Source organism: Chryseobacterium indologenes, assembly GCF_002025665.1.
Taxonomy (GTDB): Bacteria; Bacteroidota; Bacteroidia; order Flavobacteriales; family Weeksellaceae; genus Chryseobacterium; species Chryseobacterium metallicongregator.
In genome coordinates this window covers 4,289,566-4,306,433 of sequence record NZ_CP018786.1, presented here as the reverse complement: position 1 = coordinate 4,306,433, position 16,868 = coordinate 4,289,566, and the positions used below count along the sequence as shown (strand labels likewise).

General features: G+C 33.9%; 15 protein-coding genes and 1 tRNA gene. 3 read left to right on the top strand and 13 right to left on the bottom strand.

What is annotated here, in order from left to right; genetic code table 11:
• Window positions 1-36: 36 nt before the first annotated feature.
• On the top strand, window positions 37-906 hold the full coding sequence (locus BUE84_RS19440; RefSeq protein ID WP_079243125.1) for a T9SS type A sorting domain-containing protein: 870 nt from the start codon (window positions 37-39) through the stop codon (window positions 904-906).
• Between the two features lie 155 nt (window positions 907-1,061).
• A complete protein-coding gene (locus tag BUE84_RS19435; RefSeq protein ID WP_079243124.1) occupies window positions 1,062-1,871 on the top strand; it encodes a T9SS type A sorting domain-containing protein in 810 nt (269 codons plus the stop codon).
• Between the two features lie 184 nt (window positions 1,872-2,055).
• Here the strand turns inward: BUE84_RS19435 and BUE84_RS19430 are convergent, their stop codons facing one another.
• From BUE84_RS19430 to BUE84_RS19395, 8 genes are all read right to left on the bottom strand, one after another.
• Window positions 2,056-4,878 (bottom strand): aminopeptidase, encoded by a 2,823-nt coding sequence (locus BUE84_RS19430; protein ID WP_238594295.1) that lies wholly within the window; start codon window positions 4,876-4,878, stop codon window positions 2,056-2,058.
• 53 nt (window positions 4,879-4,931) lie between these two features.
• Window positions 4,932-6,311 carry an orotidine-5'-phosphate decarboxylase gene (gene pyrF / locus BUE84_RS19425; RefSeq protein ID WP_079243122.1) on the bottom strand — a complete coding sequence of 460 codons (1,380 nt, stop codon included), beginning with the start codon at window positions 6,309-6,311 and terminating at the stop codon, window positions 4,932-4,934.
• Window positions 6,312-6,432: 121 nt separating this feature from the next.
• Window positions 6,433-6,774: a YkvA family protein gene (locus tag BUE84_RS19420; protein WP_034694904.1), complete on the bottom strand. Its 342-nt coding sequence runs from the start codon at window positions 6,772-6,774 to the stop codon at window positions 6,433-6,435.
• 83 nt (window positions 6,775-6,857) lie between these two features.
• Window positions 6,858-7,397 carry a TlpA family protein disulfide reductase gene (locus BUE84_RS19415; protein ID WP_079243121.1) on the bottom strand — a complete coding sequence of 180 codons (540 nt, stop codon included), beginning with the start codon at window positions 7,395-7,397 and terminating at the stop codon, window positions 6,858-6,860.
• Window positions 7,398-7,406: 9 nt separating this feature from the next.
• On the bottom strand, window positions 7,407-7,970 hold the full coding sequence (locus BUE84_RS19410) for a thioredoxin family protein (RefSeq protein WP_079243120.1): 564 nt from the start codon (window positions 7,968-7,970) through the stop codon (window positions 7,407-7,409).
• A 17-nt stretch (window positions 7,971-7,987) separates the two neighbouring features.
• Window positions 7,988-9,058, bottom strand: a complete 1,071-nt coding sequence (aroC, locus tag BUE84_RS19405) for a chorismate synthase (protein ID WP_079243119.1) — start codon at window positions 9,056-9,058, stop codon at window positions 7,988-7,990.
• A 50-nt stretch (window positions 9,059-9,108) separates the two neighbouring features.
• The gene (locus tag BUE84_RS19400) at window positions 9,109-10,746 is read right to left on the bottom strand and encodes an LIC_10190 family membrane protein (protein ID WP_079243118.1); all 1,638 of its coding nucleotides are present in this window, start codon (window positions 10,744-10,746) and stop codon (window positions 9,109-9,111) included.
• A gap of 56 nt (window positions 10,747-10,802) precedes the next feature.
• Window positions 10,803-11,354 carry a YMGG-like glycine zipper-containing protein gene (locus BUE84_RS19395; RefSeq protein WP_079243117.1) on the bottom strand — a complete coding sequence of 184 codons (552 nt, stop codon included), beginning with the start codon at window positions 11,352-11,354 and terminating at the stop codon, window positions 10,803-10,805.
• Between the two features lie 355 nt (window positions 11,355-11,709).
• Between BUE84_RS19395 and BUE84_RS19390 the strand changes: the two genes are divergently transcribed.
• Window positions 11,710-12,150, top strand: coding sequence for a hypothetical protein (locus BUE84_RS19390; protein WP_079243116.1), 441 nt, complete (start codon window positions 11,710-11,712; stop codon window positions 12,148-12,150).
• 452 nt (window positions 12,151-12,602) lie between these two features.
• Here BUE84_RS19390 and BUE84_RS19385 read toward each other — a convergent pair whose 3' ends face one another.
• The 5 genes from BUE84_RS19385 to BUE84_RS19365 all read right to left on the bottom strand — a co-directional run bounded on the left by BUE84_RS19385 (window position 12,603) and on the right by BUE84_RS19365 (window position 16,857).
• The gene (locus tag BUE84_RS19385; RefSeq protein ID WP_079243115.1) at window positions 12,603-13,436 is read right to left on the bottom strand and encodes a glycosyltransferase family 2 protein; all 834 of its coding nucleotides are present in this window, start codon (window positions 13,434-13,436) and stop codon (window positions 12,603-12,605) included.
• A gap of 986 nt (window positions 13,437-14,422) precedes the next feature.
• Window positions 14,423-14,866: a CPBP family intramembrane glutamic endopeptidase gene (locus BUE84_RS19380; RefSeq protein WP_079243114.1), complete on the bottom strand. Its 444-nt coding sequence runs from the start codon at window positions 14,864-14,866 to the stop codon at window positions 14,423-14,425.
• Window positions 14,867-14,960: 94 nt separating this feature from the next.
• Window positions 14,961-15,031: transfer RNA gene (locus BUE84_RS19375), tRNA-Cys, on the bottom strand.
• 171 nt (window positions 15,032-15,202) lie between these two features.
• The gene (locus BUE84_RS19370; protein ID WP_238594294.1) at window positions 15,203-15,370 is read right to left on the bottom strand and encodes an RDD family protein; all 168 of its coding nucleotides are present in this window, start codon (window positions 15,368-15,370) and stop codon (window positions 15,203-15,205) included.
• Window positions 15,371-15,492: 122 nt separating this feature from the next.
• Entirely contained in the window at window positions 15,493-16,857 is a 1,365-nt protein-coding gene (locus BUE84_RS19365; protein ID WP_079243112.1) for a DUF4403 family protein, read from the bottom strand.
• Window positions 16,858-16,868 lie beyond the last annotated feature (11 nt).

Genomic DNA, 16,868 nt, shown 5'->3' with positions numbered 1-16,868 from the left:
CGGAAAGAAAATTATTAACAACAAAAAAATTAAATCATGAAAAAACTTTATTCTCTTTTTGCAACAGTTGTGATGAGCGCAGTTGCTTTTGCACAAACAACTTACCTTTGGGATGGGAGTTCTGTAAATCCTATTTCTGGTACAAATGCCAATATTTCAAGTGTAGTATTTGCAGCAACTCAGGGAAATAATAATGGTACTACTAATTTAATTACTACTTCATCTGTGTCTTCAGGATATACAGGAGCAAGTGGATCCAGCAATTTTGGTGCTGCAGCTTTTAAAGAGGTTCTTTCAACTGCGACAAGTACTTATTTTAGTGTAACTGTTACTCCTGTTGCTGGTAATAAAGTAACTTTAAATTCTTTAAACTTAGGATCCAGAGGAACCTCTACAGGACCTGGAAAAATTACTGTATATTCCAGTATTGATAACTATGCAACAGCGATAGGTACTGTAATTGTTAACAATAATAGTACATGGACATTGAATAATATCGCTTTTTCAGGATCTAATTTAGTAGGGGCAGAATCAGCTCCGGTTACCTTAAGAATTTATGGAAGTGATAGTCCTGGAACAGGAACTCCGTCTCTTGGTACTGCTAACTGGAGAATAGATGATATTTCTTTAACGGTTACTTCATCTAGTGCTACTTTAGCGGTTATTGATGCTAAAAACGCAAAGTCAGGAAACTTCATAAAAAACTCTTTCGTTAAAAATAACGAGATCATTTTCGGAGCTGATGTAAAAGATGTAAAAGTTTTCAATATGTTCGGACAACTTGTAAAAGAAACTTCAGTAAAACAAAACGAATCTGTAAGTGTAGCTGAACTGGCAAAAGGAAACTACATCGTTACAGGTACAGTAAACAATCAGCCGGTTTCTCAGAAAGTTCTTAAAGACTAATTTCTTTTTAGATAAAAATAAAAAAGCCACTTCACTGAAGTGGCTTTTTTGTGATTGTTTCCTGGTTTTTAAGTTTTTGTATCCTATATATTTCTTAATTTGGTGGTATTGTTTTTGATGTTTTATGATCAATCCATTTCTTAAAAATTATTACGATGAAAAAAATCTTTACTCTTGTTGGACTTACAGTATTAACCTCCTTTTCCAATGCCCAGATTGTGATCAATGAAATCTATGGTGGTAACGCCAATTCAGGGGCTGTATTGAAGAATAATTATATCGTCCTTAAAAATATCGGAACTAATTTGGTTTCTTTAACGGGAGCAAGTATTCAGTATGCACCGGCAATAGGTGCCTTTACGGAATATCATACGCTTCCGGACTTTACTTTAGGACCGGAAGAAACCTATTTAATTCAGGAGTCAGCAATTGAAGGAGGTGTTGAAAATCTACCAACACCAGATTTTATTGCCACTACGATAACTAATTTTGACGGAACGCCTAATCAATCTTCCGGACTGAAAATTTCCAGTGTATCAGGAAAAGTAGCTTTAGCTGGAAATATAGTGCAGGTGGAAGGACCTTCTGCATCCAATGTACTGGATTTTGTAGGATACGGATCCAATGCAGATCAGTTTAAAGGAGACGGACCAGCTCCTTCTCCCACTACAACCACAGCTATCAAAAGAACTTTGGTAGGTAGTAATGATAATATGACAGACTTTTCTCTTGAAGGAAGTGTGAAATCAGGTTTTGTACAGAATCCATTCATAAAAGATAGTAAAGTAGTGTTCGGAACTGAGGTGAAAGATGTGAAAGTGTATGATACATTTAGACAAGTTGTTAAAAAATCACCGACTAAACTGGCCTCAACTCTTGATATTGCAGAGCTTCCAAAAGGAACTTATATTGTCACAGGAACAATTAACAATATTCCTATCTCGCAGAAAATTATAAAAGATTAGTTTTAAATAAGAAATAGCTTCTTTGAAAAGTGTCATTCTGAACGTAATGGAATGTAGTGAAGAATCTTATGAGCTTGGCTGCAAATAAGATTCTTCCTTCGTCAGAAATCGAAGATTCGACGCAGTCAATGACAAAAGCCAATTTATTTGACTTTTGAGACCATCTTTTTTGTTATCACGAATCTTAATACCAGCCTCTTCTTGCCGCATTAATAATTGATCCGAGATTAAGAATTAAAGTGTATCTGATACGCTTTCCATAATCTTTGAATGAAGGTTCAAATCCTAAAGAAGACTGTATCGGGAAATAAACTTCCAGAAAATCTGGAATGATTCTTACTTTAACTCCGGTGTCCCAGATGAATTTGGCAGGAAGATCTTTGTTTTTATAAACTCCGGCATCTGCATATACGTGGAATATTTTCCAGACACTTGAATCTACATTGGCAGAAGTAATCCATTGGTTCACTGTTCCCGGAAGAAAAGATTTAAAACCACCATCAGCTAATATAAATTGTTGAGAAAGAAGACCACTGCTAGCACTTTCTCCCAAAAGGGTGTAGGAGAATGAATAATTGGAAACCCTTGAGATCCCATAATCAAAAAGATTATTTCGGGTATTGTTTCTTAAGAAGTATCCGGCAAATAAACGCAAGCTCAACTTTTGTTTAGGTGCAAATTCCCATCTGTAGAAGCCTTCAGCTGTTATTTTATTGAAATCTTCCATTCCCTGGGTGCTTAAGCTGAAGCTTTTTTCATGAATCATCTGGCTATCGCTATAACCATATCCGATACTCCAGAGGTTATATTTACTGTAATCATTATTGGCGATCATTTTAGCACTCAGATCCCTTTCAAAATAATTATAGGAAATTCCCAGACTTCTGCTTACTGTACTTCTTGGGTTCTTTCTGAAGTTAATGGAAGATGATATTGAGGTTTTTCTGTAGGCAAGATCATAATCATAATGGAAATAAGAGCCTGAAAGTCCAAATGTCAGACTTCGGATAATACTTTCTGCAGGCAGAATAGAATAGGAAACAGCTCCTGAACCGGTCAGTTTGCCTGTTCCTGTACTATAAGTTGGAGTTACTGAATACAGGAATTTCTGATCAAAGAAAGACTGATTTTTAAAATTGGCTCCCAAAAGAAATTTATCATACGTATTGTTGAAACGCACTCTTGGGCTGATGTAAATTTCGTTGTATTCCGGATTGGGAATATCTTTTATTAGTTTAAGTTTAATTTTTTTTGCATTGGAAAACAATCCTTTTGCATATAAGAAGTTATCTCTGTAATTGGATTCAGGGAAAGTATAGCCACTATTTAAGGTGACTTTGTAAATATTTTCTGATGCAGGGAGAGATAGACTGGTAGTACGTTCATTTTCTTCGGTATCTATCCAGTAGGCCTTTTTTTCTCCTTCTTTGGTTTCTGTTTCCAGTTTTACAGGAATAGAAACATCTGTATTCCTTACAATTTTTATTTGTAGAGAATCGTTATCTTTTCTAATGTTTTTTAATTTAAAATCAACCCTGTTCTTCTGTTTGAAAAAGTTCGAGAGGTAGGCAGTTGATTTATTATTTTCAGAAAGAGAAGCCAGAAACTCATCAGGATTAATTTTTTTTCCGGAATTCTGAGAAATATAATTTTTTACAATTCCATTGAATTGATCGTATCCCATTTTGTCTGCCGAGTAGTTGAAAAGACTTCCCGTTTCAAAACTACTGATAGCCATATCATTGAAATTACTCAAAACAGGGAAATGTTCATCAATCTTCTGATCAAGGTTTTGCAGCATGATATACTGATAGGAAAGTCCATAGCGGTCCAGAAGTTTTACTTTGGATGCATGGAATAACTTTAAAGGTTTAAGTCCAAATATTCTGGTCTCAGGAAGTGTACCTAAAAGTTTTGTGTCACCATAGAATTTTTTGAGATACTGAATTTCAAGATAAGCTTTTAAACCATTTTTAAACCAGTGATCTTTTTCTTTATCCGCAATCACGCCTTCATCAAGAATTTTCTTGGCAATGATTCCAAAATAATCCAGATCAGTCTTTTCCGTATCGGTAAACAGACGGAATTTGAACTTCCAGAAAGTAATATCATTATTTCCGAAAAAGTCTTCTTTAGCTCGGAATTTATCTGAAATAAAAATACTTTTCGGAAGAAATCCGATGCGTTCTTTAATGAATTTTAATTGTAAAGGAAGATAAAACTCGAGGTTTTGTTTTTCTTCCGGCTTCAGATTATATCCAAATTTGATTTCAACTTCATCTCCGTCAACATTCGTTTTGATGGATTGAAATTCTGTTGGAGAAATCAAAAATTCAGGATCTGAGTCAAGATATCCCTTAAATGAATTCATCTGAACTTGCGGAAGATTACCTTCAACAAAACTATTTACAGGGATGTCAAAATTGATGGTCCAGAAAGTATTAAAACTTACCTGTTCCTCAATATCGTGGTAGTTTCTTTTGGAAATATTGTCCGGATCAAAATGATCCGGAACAATAAAGAAATATTTTAATACAGTATTTTGAGCGGATGTTCCGTATCCCGTAAAATTTTTATCGGGAAGCTGCATCCTGTATTGCAACTGTAAAGTGACGCTTTCGCCAGGTTTTAATACATTTTTCAGAGGAATAAAAAGATTTTCATCTGAGAGTGTATTAACAGGAAGGACTTCATTGTCAGAATTTTTAATATTCAGTTCAAGGAGTTTTCCCAATTGATCATTTTTTGCAAAATGCAAATCATTATTTCGGTCTTCCAGTTTTCTGTAGACTAAAGAGGTTCCCCGTTTATTGTACGCGGAAACCCAATTCAGGAGTTTTACGGATTGAAGGTCTTTTCCGGAGTGATTGTAATAAACAATTTCCTGGCGGACATCAAGATTCTTTTTGTCAGGAGACAGTTTTGTTTCAATGTATATACTGTCTGTCTGTGCAGAAACCTGTACAACTCCACATAACAAAATAAGGCAAAGGCTGATCTTTTTCAAATATTCGTGATAAAGCCCAAATATAACTTATTTTGTATATACTTTATAGGATTTTAACCCTGAATTGCTTTTTTTTCCAAAGAATTAATATAAGCATTCCATCCCTCTGTTTTATAAGTGATTGCTGATGCTTCAGGATCATTGGATTTGTAGATTCCTCTTCCTACGATAATGAAATCTGTATGCAGCGTTTTGAAAACATGCTCAGGTGTGTTGTACTGCTGTCCTTTGCCATCTCCTGAATCTGCAAGATTTACTCCCGGAGTGAATAATAAAAGATCCTCAGGAATTTTATTCTGAGATACACCACCAATTACATTAGGATGAGATAAAGCTACTTTTAAAGCTTCTTCACGATAGCTGGCTGTTGTTAAAGCTCCTTTTGAAGACATTCCAACGATGGCTACCACTCCTACATTTTTGAAACAGTCCAATGATTCAAAACCTCCGATTACCTGAGAAGTTACGAAATCTGCCCAATCTGTAATTTTGAAAACTCCGCTTGTGAACTGAAGTTCCTGTGTATTTCCGATATCAGCAAATTTTCTGTCTTCCATCAGTAAGAACTGGTGTTTTGCTGCAATCGCTTTTAAAGGAGTAATTGTTTTTTCATATTCGAAATCAGAGATAATATCAATATGCGTTTTTAAAGCAATAATATGGGGTCCTACTTTTTCAGCAAGTTCCAATAGCTCCTGAGTTGTAGTAACATCAGCAGAAGCAATAAGGTTTGATTTTTTTGCTAAAGCAGTTTCCAGTAATTTTTTCGAAACGGAATGTTGTGTTGATTGAAGTTTCTGCTCATAAGAAGATCTTGTTTCTTCTTCAAACTGAATGTGGTTCCCTTGAAGGAAATCCTGGATTCTTTTTACTTCTTCATCAGATAATTCACCTGTTTCCTGAAGAATATTGCATACTTCCGAAATATTGAAAAGAGTATGTACTCTGTATCCTTTACCTTCCAATAACTGTTTTCCTCCCTGCTCTCTGTCAAGTACCACAACGATATCCGAAACTTTAAGATCTTCCTGTTCTATTTCAGGAATGGTTTCCAGCAAAGATTTTCCTGAAGTGATCACATCCTCTACCAAAAGACAGTTTTGTCCTTTCTGGTAAATTCCTTCAATCAGTTTCTTTGTACCGTAGCTTTTCGCTTCTTTTCTTTTAATAATTAATGGAATATAACTTTCCAGAGACATTGCAGTAGCCATAGGAAGCGCAGCATAAGGAACTCCACAGATTAAATCAAAATTATCCAACGGAAGCATTTCCAGTAAATAATTAGCAAGATTTTTTAAAATTTTAGGATCTGAAGCCAAAGGTCTCAAGTCTACATAAAAAGGACTTTCAATACCACTTTTCAGGGTAAACCTTCCGAATTTAATGATTCCTAGTTTGTAGCACTCTAAGAAGAATTCTTTTTTACTTTCCATTATTTTTTATTAGATATTGCAAATTTAAGGAATTGAAATAAGGCTTAAAAATTTATCACTCATTTGTAAACAAAAAACCATCCCGGAGTAACCAGGATGGTGTGAAAAATATAATAAACTATTATTTTACGATTTCAGCATCAATGACTTGGGCACCACTGTATTTTTGCTGAGCTTCCCATAATAAAAACTTGTCAACCTCTTTAATGAGCTTAGGAATGGTAAGTGACAATACTGCCAGGTCATCCATGACTCCAAGTACCGGTATCACAAATTCAGGAAGGAGGTCAATAGGAGAGAGGACATATAAAATTCCCAGTAAAGGAAGAATAATGTCTATGGATTTCATTGGATAAATTCCTTTTCTCCACATTTTGACCATTCTGAAAATATCAGGGATCTTTTTGATAAAGCCCTTATGATTGATGGCTTCTTTTGCAAGATTTAATTTTGAATATTTCATTTTGTGTTTGGATTTAATAAATTTTTCAACGGTATAAATTTCGCAAATCCTGTACCAACAAATTATAAAATTTAGTTAAAATCTTATTTGATAATATTGTCAATGAACTGATGCACAGTCTCTGTGTTCCAGTCTTTTGTAGCATCCTCTTTAATAAGAATTCTTCCGTGTTTATCCAGTAGGAAAGTGGTAGGAAATACCTTTGGAAGAATTTTCTCAGAAATTGGACTTTGAGCAATATATACAGGAACAGTATAGTTATTTTCTTTCAAAAACTTTCTTACATCCTCTTCCTTATCATTCATAGCAATCAGCACAAAATCTACATGATCTTTTCTGGTATCATACAATTTCTGAATAGAAGGCCATTCTTTTCTACAAGGCGGGCACCATGTTCCCCAGAAGTTAAGGAAAACACCTTTATCCTTAAAGTTTTTAAGATTAGTGCTCGGAGCATTAATTCCTTTAAGTTCTATATCATAATCCTCTTCACTGATATGAACTGCATTTTCTATAGTGGCTACAGGAAAGAACGTATCCTTTAGAAAGTTTCTTACCCCTGGTATAAAAGCAACACCAGCGATAATGACAATAATTACAAGATAAATGACATTTTTTTTCATATCTATTGTTTATAGAAGATCCAAAATTTCCTGAACAGCATCTTTTCCTCTGTTTTTGGCATAATATATCTGCAGATCATTATAGAAAGTATCTTTTGGATAGGCTTCAGGATCAGCTTTATATTTCATCAGGAGCTCATATCCATATTTGGGACGTGGCCCCCATGAATTTTTTACATTCAGGTCTTTATCAAGGATAATTACTTTAGGAATAGACTCTGTACCATTGGTCAAAAACTGATTGATTAAACTTTTATCACTGTCTCTCAGGAAGACTCTTACCTCATTATGCCCTTCAAAAAATCTGAAAAGAGCGGGTACTGTTGCGCTTGCGTCTCCACACCATGCTTCGGAAATGATTAAAATCTTTCCGTCAAAATTTTTGGCAGCAAGTTCTTTCAGTTGATCTTCATCCGGAACGTATTTTTTTACCGTTCTGTCCATTCTTTGAAGACCTAATTCGTAATATTGTTTATAGTCAAGTTCCTGTTGGTTGGCCGGATTTTCTAATCTTTCTTTTGCAATCTGAAGATATTCTTCAAAAGAAATTCCTTTATCCCAGTAATTTTTCATTACTAAAAATATTTATGTTAAAAATTATTGATGTTTCTTGTTTTATTGATCAAAAACAGGTCTGCCAATACAAATGCAGCAAGGCCTTCCACTACCGGAACGGCTCTTGGAACTACACAAGGATCGTGACGCCCTTTTCCTTCTACGATTACTGGGTTTCCGTCTTTATCGATACTGTCCTGAGGTCTCAGAATAGTAGCTACAGGCTTGAATGCTACACGGAAATAAATATCCATTCCATTAGAAATTCCCCCCTGGATACCTCCGGAAAGGTTAGATTTTGTCGTGAAATCTGTATTGAAAGCATCATTGTGCTCTTTTCCCGTCATTTTAGCTCCACAGAAACCGCTTCCGTATTCAAAACCTTTGCAGGCATTGATATTCAGCATTGCTTTTGCAAGCTCAGCCTGAAGTTTGGAAAATATAGGTTCACCAATTCCTACAGGAACATTTTTAATCACACAGGTGATGGTTCCTCCGATAGTGTTACCCTCTTTTTTGATTTCTTTGATTCTTGAAATCATCTTTTCAGCAGTTTCAGCATCAGGACAACGAACATCATTGCTTTCTGTTTGAGAAAAATCTAAAGCCTGATAAGGTTTTTCGCAGAAAATATCACCTACGGAAGATACATAAGCATTGATCTCAATGTTGGGTAAAAGTTGCTTGGCAAGTGCCCCGGCTACTACCCAGTTCATTGTTTCTCTGGCAGAAGATTTTCCTCCTCCACGATGATCTCTGAAACCAAATTTCTGGTCATAGGTGAAATCAGCATGACTTGGACGATATGCACCTGCGATATGGTCATAATCTTTTGATTTCTGATTTTCGTTTTCAATGATAAAACCAATTGGCGTACCTGTTGTTTTCCCATCAAAGATTCCGGAAAGAAACTTTACTGTGTCACTTTCTTTTCTTTGTGTAACGATTGCTGACTGTCCGGGTTTTCTTCGGTTCAATTCATACTGAACTTTATCGAGATCTACCGCTAAACCTGCCGGAAAATTATTGATGATACCGCCATAAGCCACTCCGTGACTTTCTCCAAATGTTGTAAGACTAAGAAGATTACCTAATGTGTTGAACATGATACAAAATTACCTTTTTTTCTTCAGATAATAAAGTTTCTGGATTTGTTCTATTTATCAATGTTTTTGATATTATTGATAACCTTTTGGGCTTCCTCTTTTTCTTCTGAAGTCATTTTTTTCGGGATAAACCCTTTTTTGATATCATTTTTGTCTGAAAGCTGTGGAAAAATACCTGCATTCAAATCATCAAAAAGATAAGCCGGAGTAATTGCCGGAAGTGGAGTGTCAAAACTATAGGGATAATGGTGAGAAACATTAAACTTTAAATTTCCCACCTTAAATGTGTCAAATTGCTGATATTCATAGGTTGAAGGCTTGTACATCTGCTCTTTTTCAAATCCGGTCATAAAACTTCCCACCCGGAAACTTGGAATATATCTCTGGATAAATTCCGGAAAGGATAAGGTAGAAATAAATAATAAACTGAGTGCTGAAAAGACAATAATGGATTTCTTTTGATCAAAATATTCGTAAAATAAAATAAAGAATATCACAAAAAAGACATCTATAAAAAATCTGTATTGGGCTGAAAATGCAAGAACTAATATACTTTTTATCAACAATGAAATGCAGATCAGGGTGATAAGTTTTTTCTTTTTTATCCAGGCGAATACTATGAAAATAATTAAGCTCAGAACAAAGAGAATATTAATTTTGGACTTGATCCCTTCCAGAGAAAACCAGTTTTTGATATAATCTGCGGTCGAGAATTTTTGAATTTCCTCATAGGTGTACTGCATATCATAGGTTTTCATGATGGCAAATTGTGAAGAAATTTTTAAAATCTCAGGATCAGGCTTCCAGAAGGATACTCCTATATCACCTATTGCTATCGGAAAAACCGGATATCCAAATGTCCAGATATTTTTAATGAAAAATAAAAATAGTATTGAACTCCCTAAAATAAGTTGTTTAAAGTGACTTTTAAAAATAAAAACAGAACTTAAGAAAACCAGTATGGGCAGCCATATCATCGTAGGTTTTATCGTAAAGACAAAAACTGAAAATGCAAAAAGGAGCATGGTATTTCTGTTTCCGGCTACAATTTCATTTAAAATAATCAAGGAAAAGATAATAACAGGAAGGTCCGGGCTTGGAGACTGGGAAAACAGTAGGAGTATCGGCAGAAAACAAAGATGGATCCAGTTTTTTCGTTCAATACTATACATGCTGTAGATGATAAGCAGTATAGAGTTGATTCTTAAAAACGGGTCGGAAAAATTCGAAAATCCTGCCTGAAAAATGTGCCAGACAGACATTTGTCCTAAGGTGAGGTCTACATTCGAGATGCCCTTTACCAGCCCATATTCTGTAAGCCATTTCAATGTAGGGATATAATATCCGAAGTGATCCAATATATAAGGATGGAAAGAACCTGCGAATATAACGGTCAGAGAACTTATACTTAATACTATAAAATCCTTTTTTGAAAATTGATGGAACTCCTGGTAAAGTTTATTTTTAAAGAAAGAAAATAATCCCAATAGTATTGAAGGTGCTTCCACATTGATATTTAAGGGAATGAAAAAAGAAATAATTGCCCATATCAGGCAAATTCCAAGGATTCCGGATAAAATTTTTCCAGAGATTCCCTGAAATAAAATTCCCCACATATTTTCCATGATCTTTCCCCAGCCCATCAGGACAGGAATGATGAAAATAGAAGAAAGCAGAATCAATATCATAAAAAAAGATTGCTTAAAAGTAAGCAATCTTTATATTCTATCATTAAAAATATTTATTAACGGGGTTGTACCCTTCCGTCTTTTCTATCCTGTGATCTCCCAATAGTATATCCGGTTGCACCACCTACAACACCACCAATTACAGCTCCTAATCCTCTGTTTTTCTTAGCGATAAGGGCTCCGGCAGCGGCTCCGCCTACAGTACCAATGACGGTTCCTTTGGCAGCTTTACTCCATCCTTTTTTCTGAGTAGTTCCCTGTGAAGTACCATTTCCGTTATTGGCATAACTTCCGTTGTTGCTTCCTGAGCCAGAATTTGAGCTTCTGTCTCTATATATTGTTCGTGTTTCTCTGATCACCTGTGGTTTTGAATTATTTTCAGCAGCAGCTCTCGCTTTTTTGCTTTCTGATACACTGTCTGCTTTTTTTTGAGCTTCATATACCATTTTTTCCTTTTCTATAGCCAGCTTTTGTTTTTCTATTTCAAGTTGTCTGGCCTGAAATTCAAGTTTCTGTGCTTCCAATGACTTTTCAGCAACACTGTCATCTTTCTTGCAGGCCGTCATTAAAAAGACGGATAAAAAACCTGCTAATACTATCTTTCTCATAATTCAAATTTTAATACGATAAAGCCAAAATGACTTTGATTTTAATTCTATTTTCAATTATGAAGCCAAATTTTAGTTAATAAGTGTTAAAAGTGATAATTAAAAAGAGAGTTAATTTTATATAATGATCAGTTTTATACTGTTAATGGTAGATTCCGGAGGTCTAAGAATAAAGATTGATTTTTTTTGATGGTATATTTTCATAGGTGAAAATAAAATAAATTGAACTATATGCTATCAGAATAGTTCCTTTTCTCTGTTTATTTTTAAAAGTATTTGTAAATTTTATTTCATTGATAGTTTTTATTAAATTTATATAAGTTGAGTATTTTTGAATACCAAATTACTTTTTAATATGAAAAAATCAATTTTTACAGTATCAGCATTGATAGGATTGCTGACTGTTGCTACCTCCTTTTCCTCCAGGGAAATAGCAGAACTACATAAAGTCAATTCAGAAATAGCTGATAAAACACCCGAAACTCAGACCTATAAGATTCGTTATGGTCTTCTTTCAAAAAACGGAACAAAAATTCTTTCAGGAAATTATGATGTAGGAAGTTTCCTTGCTGAAAATATGACAACTGGAGAAGTGTATGATACTTATTATGGTGGTGGATTTCAATCTGTTCCACAATATTATGATGCGCTTCCTGCAGGAACCTATATTTTTTCTGCAATGCAGGGACAGGGAGGATGGGTTGGCTATGGAACAGTAGTTGCAACAGTTTCTGATGCACAGGTAGATTCTGATGGATATATCACCGTATATATTCCGATCATTTGGGAAGAATAAGCCTTGTGAGCAAACAAATATTTAGCTAAATTTACCCATTCCAGAGATGAAGATGTTTTCAATCATTCAATAATTATATATGGTTTTTAGATTAAATATAACCTATAAAGCATTTCGTAATGCAAATTATTTTTGATTAGTCTTCAGCGGGGCATCTTGATTCTTATAGAAAGTATTCATTCTTCTGTTGTGATATTGGGTTATATTTTCTTCTTAGAAAATGTAAAATATATTAGTCATGCTGAATGATTCTACCATATTCTGTTTGGATTTTTCTAAATAGATTTTTTTCATCATTTGTGTTTTTTAGGCCTCCGTCAGGAGGCCTTTTCTTTTTAATGCTTTTATGATTTTACGCATATAATAATTGTTCAAAAACTGATACTTTTATTACAAACATTTTCATTCCATATTTTATAATAAAAGGCTGCTCAAATAGAACAGCCTTTTATTTATATATTATCTAAAGTAACTTTTATTTTGCTAATGATGCGGTGCATTCTGTTGGTCTGGTAATTCAGAAGATTAAAAATTTCATTTGAACTGGTAAAAACCTCAGGAACGGTTTTGTGGTTAATGGTTTTTATTCCCCGTCTTTGCATCGTTTCATGGATTATTCTTGCAAAAGATTCTTTTGCACTTTGTTTTGCTTTATCCTGAGAAATTCCATTGGAATGGAGTCTGTAGAGATACAAAGGTTCTTTGAGGTATTTTACTTCTCCCTGCTCCAGTATTTTCAGATAAAGATCCTGGTCTACCGCATTTTTCAGATTCGGATTAATTCCTGTAGTTCTTAAATAAACCTCTCTTCTAAAGGTGAAAAAGTGGGCAAACTGAATGGGGTAGTTGAAGAAATAACGATTGTTATAAATTTGTTTAGTACCCGTATAAATTTTTTCAGGAACAAGGTTCTCGTTGCAAAGTATCATTTGAGAATATATGGCAGCAAGATCATCTCTGTTCACAAATTCCAGCGCTACTTTTTCCAGCGCCTCAGGATGAAGAGCATCATCAGGGTCAAGATATGCACATAAATCTCCCTGAGCATATTTCATGCATTTGGCTTTCGTAGATCCACAGCCTTCATTAAGGGCATTATGATAAAGTTTAAAACGGGAGTCATTTTTAATCAGAGACTCTATGATCTCTACCGAATCGTCTGTAGAGGCATCATCAATAATAATCACTTCCCAGTTTTCATAGGTTTGATTGATTAATGAAAGATAGCACTCCTTGAAATACTTTCCATTATTATAGTTTGCTATAAGTATAGAAAAATTTGTCACGGTTTTTTTGAATTAATAGTGTAAAATTATAAAATAATATATACGGAAAACATAATCTCAATCATTATATATCTAGTATTTTTTTCTTATATTTTGCACACTACGAAGTGTGTTGTACTTTTTTAAGAATAGAATATTTTACCAAGCACAAGAACTATAATCATATAAATTTTGATTATTGTCTTTTTTTGAGAAATAAAGTGGATAGCCTGAAAATTCTGTATTTAAAAGAAATAATAATTTTATGATTATACTCATAAAATAAAAAAAAAGACTGGTATATCTTTGGCTAAGAATTAATAGATAAAATAATTTTTATCTCTGATATAAAATTTTTTTTCATCATTTGTGTTTTTTGAGGCCTCCATTTCTGGGGGCTTTTTATATAAAGGATTTATATGATATTTTATGTTGATCTTCATGGAATTTTTCATAACTTTTTTGTATCATGATGATTAATCTTTTTATGGAGGATGTAGGGAATGTGCCAATTTGTTATCGAAAATCCTTTTTATGGCAGATCAGCTCTTTTAATTTTTTTTTATGTCCTGAATGTAAATTTTATTTTATTAAAATGTAAATTATTTTTTTTTTAATACTTTTGCCGGAGCATTAGATTTATCTGAAATTATTAAAGGTAATTATGAAGAGGTTTTTAAGGTATCAGTAAAATCTGTTTTAAATGTTGAATTGGTGAAAATGGTGTCATAACAAGAAAATAACTTTTTTTCTCGAAATCGTTATTCTTGGCACGATTTTTCAATATAGAAATGTAACTCATGTTTAATTTGAGTTTTCATGGTTATTAGTTTTTATCCTCGGAATTTCCGGGGATTTTTTTTACCCTAATATGACGCTACTCATAAAAGTATGTTGGATCAAACTTCTATTTTTGAACGAGATAATTTTCTATCCATCATTACTTTTTACATTATTTATCAAGCTCTTCTTTGATCTGGAAGAGCTTTTTTTTTGTGAATAGTATATTACATTATAAATAAAAAACCATAAAGATTGAATAGTCCGTGGAAAAGTGCTGTTAGAATAAAACTGTATTGATGAGCGTGCTTGTTGTAATAGATGTAAAGATTATTTAAAATAATACCGCCAAAGAATGTCATAGCGATATACAGCCCATTATAATAATGCATAGAGGCAAAAATACTGCTCATAATGATTATGCAGAGCATTCTATTATTTATTTTCATCCATTTGCTTAAAACCAGGTAAGGGAGATATTGAAATAGAAAAGTCTCCAGAAAAGGTGCGATGAATATTGCAATGAAGTTTAGTTCTTCTTTCGAAATATTGTTGTGTCTATTTTGATTGACATCAAAATGAAAATAGGTATCATTAATGAAATTAAAGAAATATCCATTCAAAAGAGCAAGAGAAAATGAAATGATGAAGAAGGATAGTAATTTTTTCATACGTAAATATTGATGATAAAAAAAGAATGGAATACTAAAAAAGCTAAAAGTATCAAAACAAAAAAACCTCTAAATAACTTAGAGGTTTTTTTTGAGGTACCTAGCGGATTCGAACCGCTGTAGATGGTGTTGCAGACCACTGCCTAGCCGCTCGGCCAAAGTACCATTTTTACCATTTTTGAGGTGTGCAAATATAGTAAAATTTCTTTATGAACAAAAGTTTTTAAGCAAATTCTTTCCTCCCAAGATCTTCAATTTCTCTTTTTGCTTGAATCTCAGCCTGATAATTTTTGATGTTAATTACTCTTGTATCACTCCAGCTGTCATGCCATCCGTTTACACCAAGAAAAGATATCCCATCAAAGGAACAATTCTGGAAAGACTTCTGTAAAAAAATTGCTGGGTAGTTGGCTTTGTACCGTCTGTACTGATTACTTTGGTTCCGGTAATATACTTTGCAACGGTTCTTCCATCTAAAAAGTTTTCCATCAAAAAGTAATACACACAATAATTGAAATTTCCAATAAAGAGCTGCCATATTATATTTCCATTACTATAGAAGTAGAAAAACTCAATTGAGGTTGCTTCATAAAGATAGTTTTTTAGTTTAGTTTTTTATTGGAGTTTTAAAATCCGTTCACAAGTAGCTTTAAGGAGGCGTTCGTATCAATAACCGCTGTAATACCTGTATTACTGAGTAGAATTTTACTAGGTTTAAGATTGAAAACTTTTCCATTCATCTTTAATCCTTTATAATATTCTTTGTTGAAGGCTTCTTCAATACTTTTTCTTGAAGTTTCTTCCAGTTCCTGAGTTGGGATACCATATTCTTCTTCAATCATTTTTACGATTTTCCCCTGAAACAGGAGAGAAGCTGTTTTCTGCAGAATATTGGTAGTTTTTAGTTTGAATTTGGTTTCTGACAATACAATTTTTCTTTTTGTTTCGTCATACACCGGAATTCCTGAAATAATAGAAGTTCCTTTGATATAACCATCAGTTTGAGCCTCAATAACTACTCTGTCATCAACACCGTATACTCTGATATCTGTTACTTTTACTTTAGAATCACGCACATCAAACTCTTTGTTTAGAAACGTTTTTCTTGCCATATTACTAGCTTCTGTAAAAGGAATATTGGCTGTCGTCTGCAGAATAAACTTGTCAGCAACGGTAGGTGTTGTATTAAAATTGACAACACTGGTTACTGGTGAAGAAGCGGCAGGTTTATTTCCTGTAAAAGTTTCAGAAAAAATATCTACACCAAGGGTAGCATTGATCTGGTTTCCATAAAATTTTAAAGGAGTGATATTGACTCCCACAGGGCTTACTTTCAGCCATGTATTATACTCCTCAGAAATATTGAAGGGCTGAAGGAAAGTATTCCACGCCATTAACGCATATTGCTGGAAATTCAGCTGTGTAGCCATTTGCTGATCAATAGTTTTACAGAATTTTTCCTGTTGCTCTTTTAAACTTTTTTCAACAATGGAGGTAATAGGAATCTGTATTCTTCCATAGTCCAGAACAGGTTTTGTTACCCATCTGAAACCATTGGGCCGGGTATTGGTGGTAATGGTCCAGTTATTTTTAAAAGTAACGGTGGTATTGAAAGACATTACCGTTTCGAAAGTGGTATTTTGATAGGTATATACTCCTAATGTACCAATTCCTTTTTCAGCCCATATTTTTAAAGGAACTTCAATCAGTAAATTCTGACTGGTTCCTCCTACAAGGCGAATGGGTCTTGTTTTCCATACTTTTACCTTAAACTGATCATTATTATTGTCTGTATAAGAATCATCCTGATACACAAGATCTTTCACGGAAGCATTGATCATATTGCTCAGTTCCGAAAGGGGAATGGTCACAGGCATTGTAATACTGGACTTTATCTTCGGAAAATTATAAGCCGCCAACTGATTATCAACGCCGGCCTGGCCAAAAACGCTGATTCCTGCTACTAAAAATAATATTTTAACGAATTTCAATTTGTATGTTT

Bases quoted from the DNA above. Each gene is read 5' to 3' on its own strand.
- BUE84_RS19395 (WP_079243117.1), bottom strand. From the start codon at position 11,354: ATGAGAAAGATAGTATTAGCAGGTTTTTTATCCGTCTTTTTAATGACG.
- pyrF (WP_079243122.1), bottom strand. From the start codon at position 6,311: ATGGAAAGTAAAAAAGAATTCTTCTTAGAGTGCTACAAACTAGGAATC.
- aroC (WP_079243119.1), bottom strand. From the start codon at position 9,058: ATGTTCAACACATTAGGTAATCTTCTTAGTCTTACAACATTTGGAGAA.
- BUE84_RS19420 (WP_034694904.1), bottom strand. From the start codon at position 6,774: ATGAAATATTCAAAATTAAATCTTGCAAAAGAAGCCATCAATCATAAG.
- BUE84_RS19400 (WP_079243118.1), bottom strand. From the start codon at position 10,746: ATGATATTGATTCTGCTTTCTTCTATTTTCATCATTCCTGTCCTGATG.
- BUE84_RS19440 (WP_079243125.1), top strand. From the start codon at position 37: ATGAAAAAACTTTATTCTCTTTTTGCAACAGTTGTGATGAGCGCAGTT.
- BUE84_RS19390 (WP_079243116.1), top strand. From the start codon at position 11,710: ATGAAAAAATCAATTTTTACAGTATCAGCATTGATAGGATTGCTGACT.
- BUE84_RS19410 (WP_079243120.1), bottom strand. From the start codon at position 7,970: ATGAAAAATTACTGGGATAAAGGAATTTCTTTTGAAGAATATCTTCAG.
- BUE84_RS19415 (WP_079243121.1), bottom strand. From the start codon at position 7,397: ATGAAAAAAAATGTCATTTATCTTGTAATTATTGTCATTATCGCTGGT.
- BUE84_RS19380 (WP_079243114.1), bottom strand. From the start codon at position 14,866: ATGAAAAAATTACTATCCTTCTTCATCATTTCATTTTCTCTTGCTCTT.
- BUE84_RS19435 (WP_079243124.1), top strand. From the start codon at position 1,062: ATGAAAAAAATCTTTACTCTTGTTGGACTTACAGTATTAACCTCCTTT.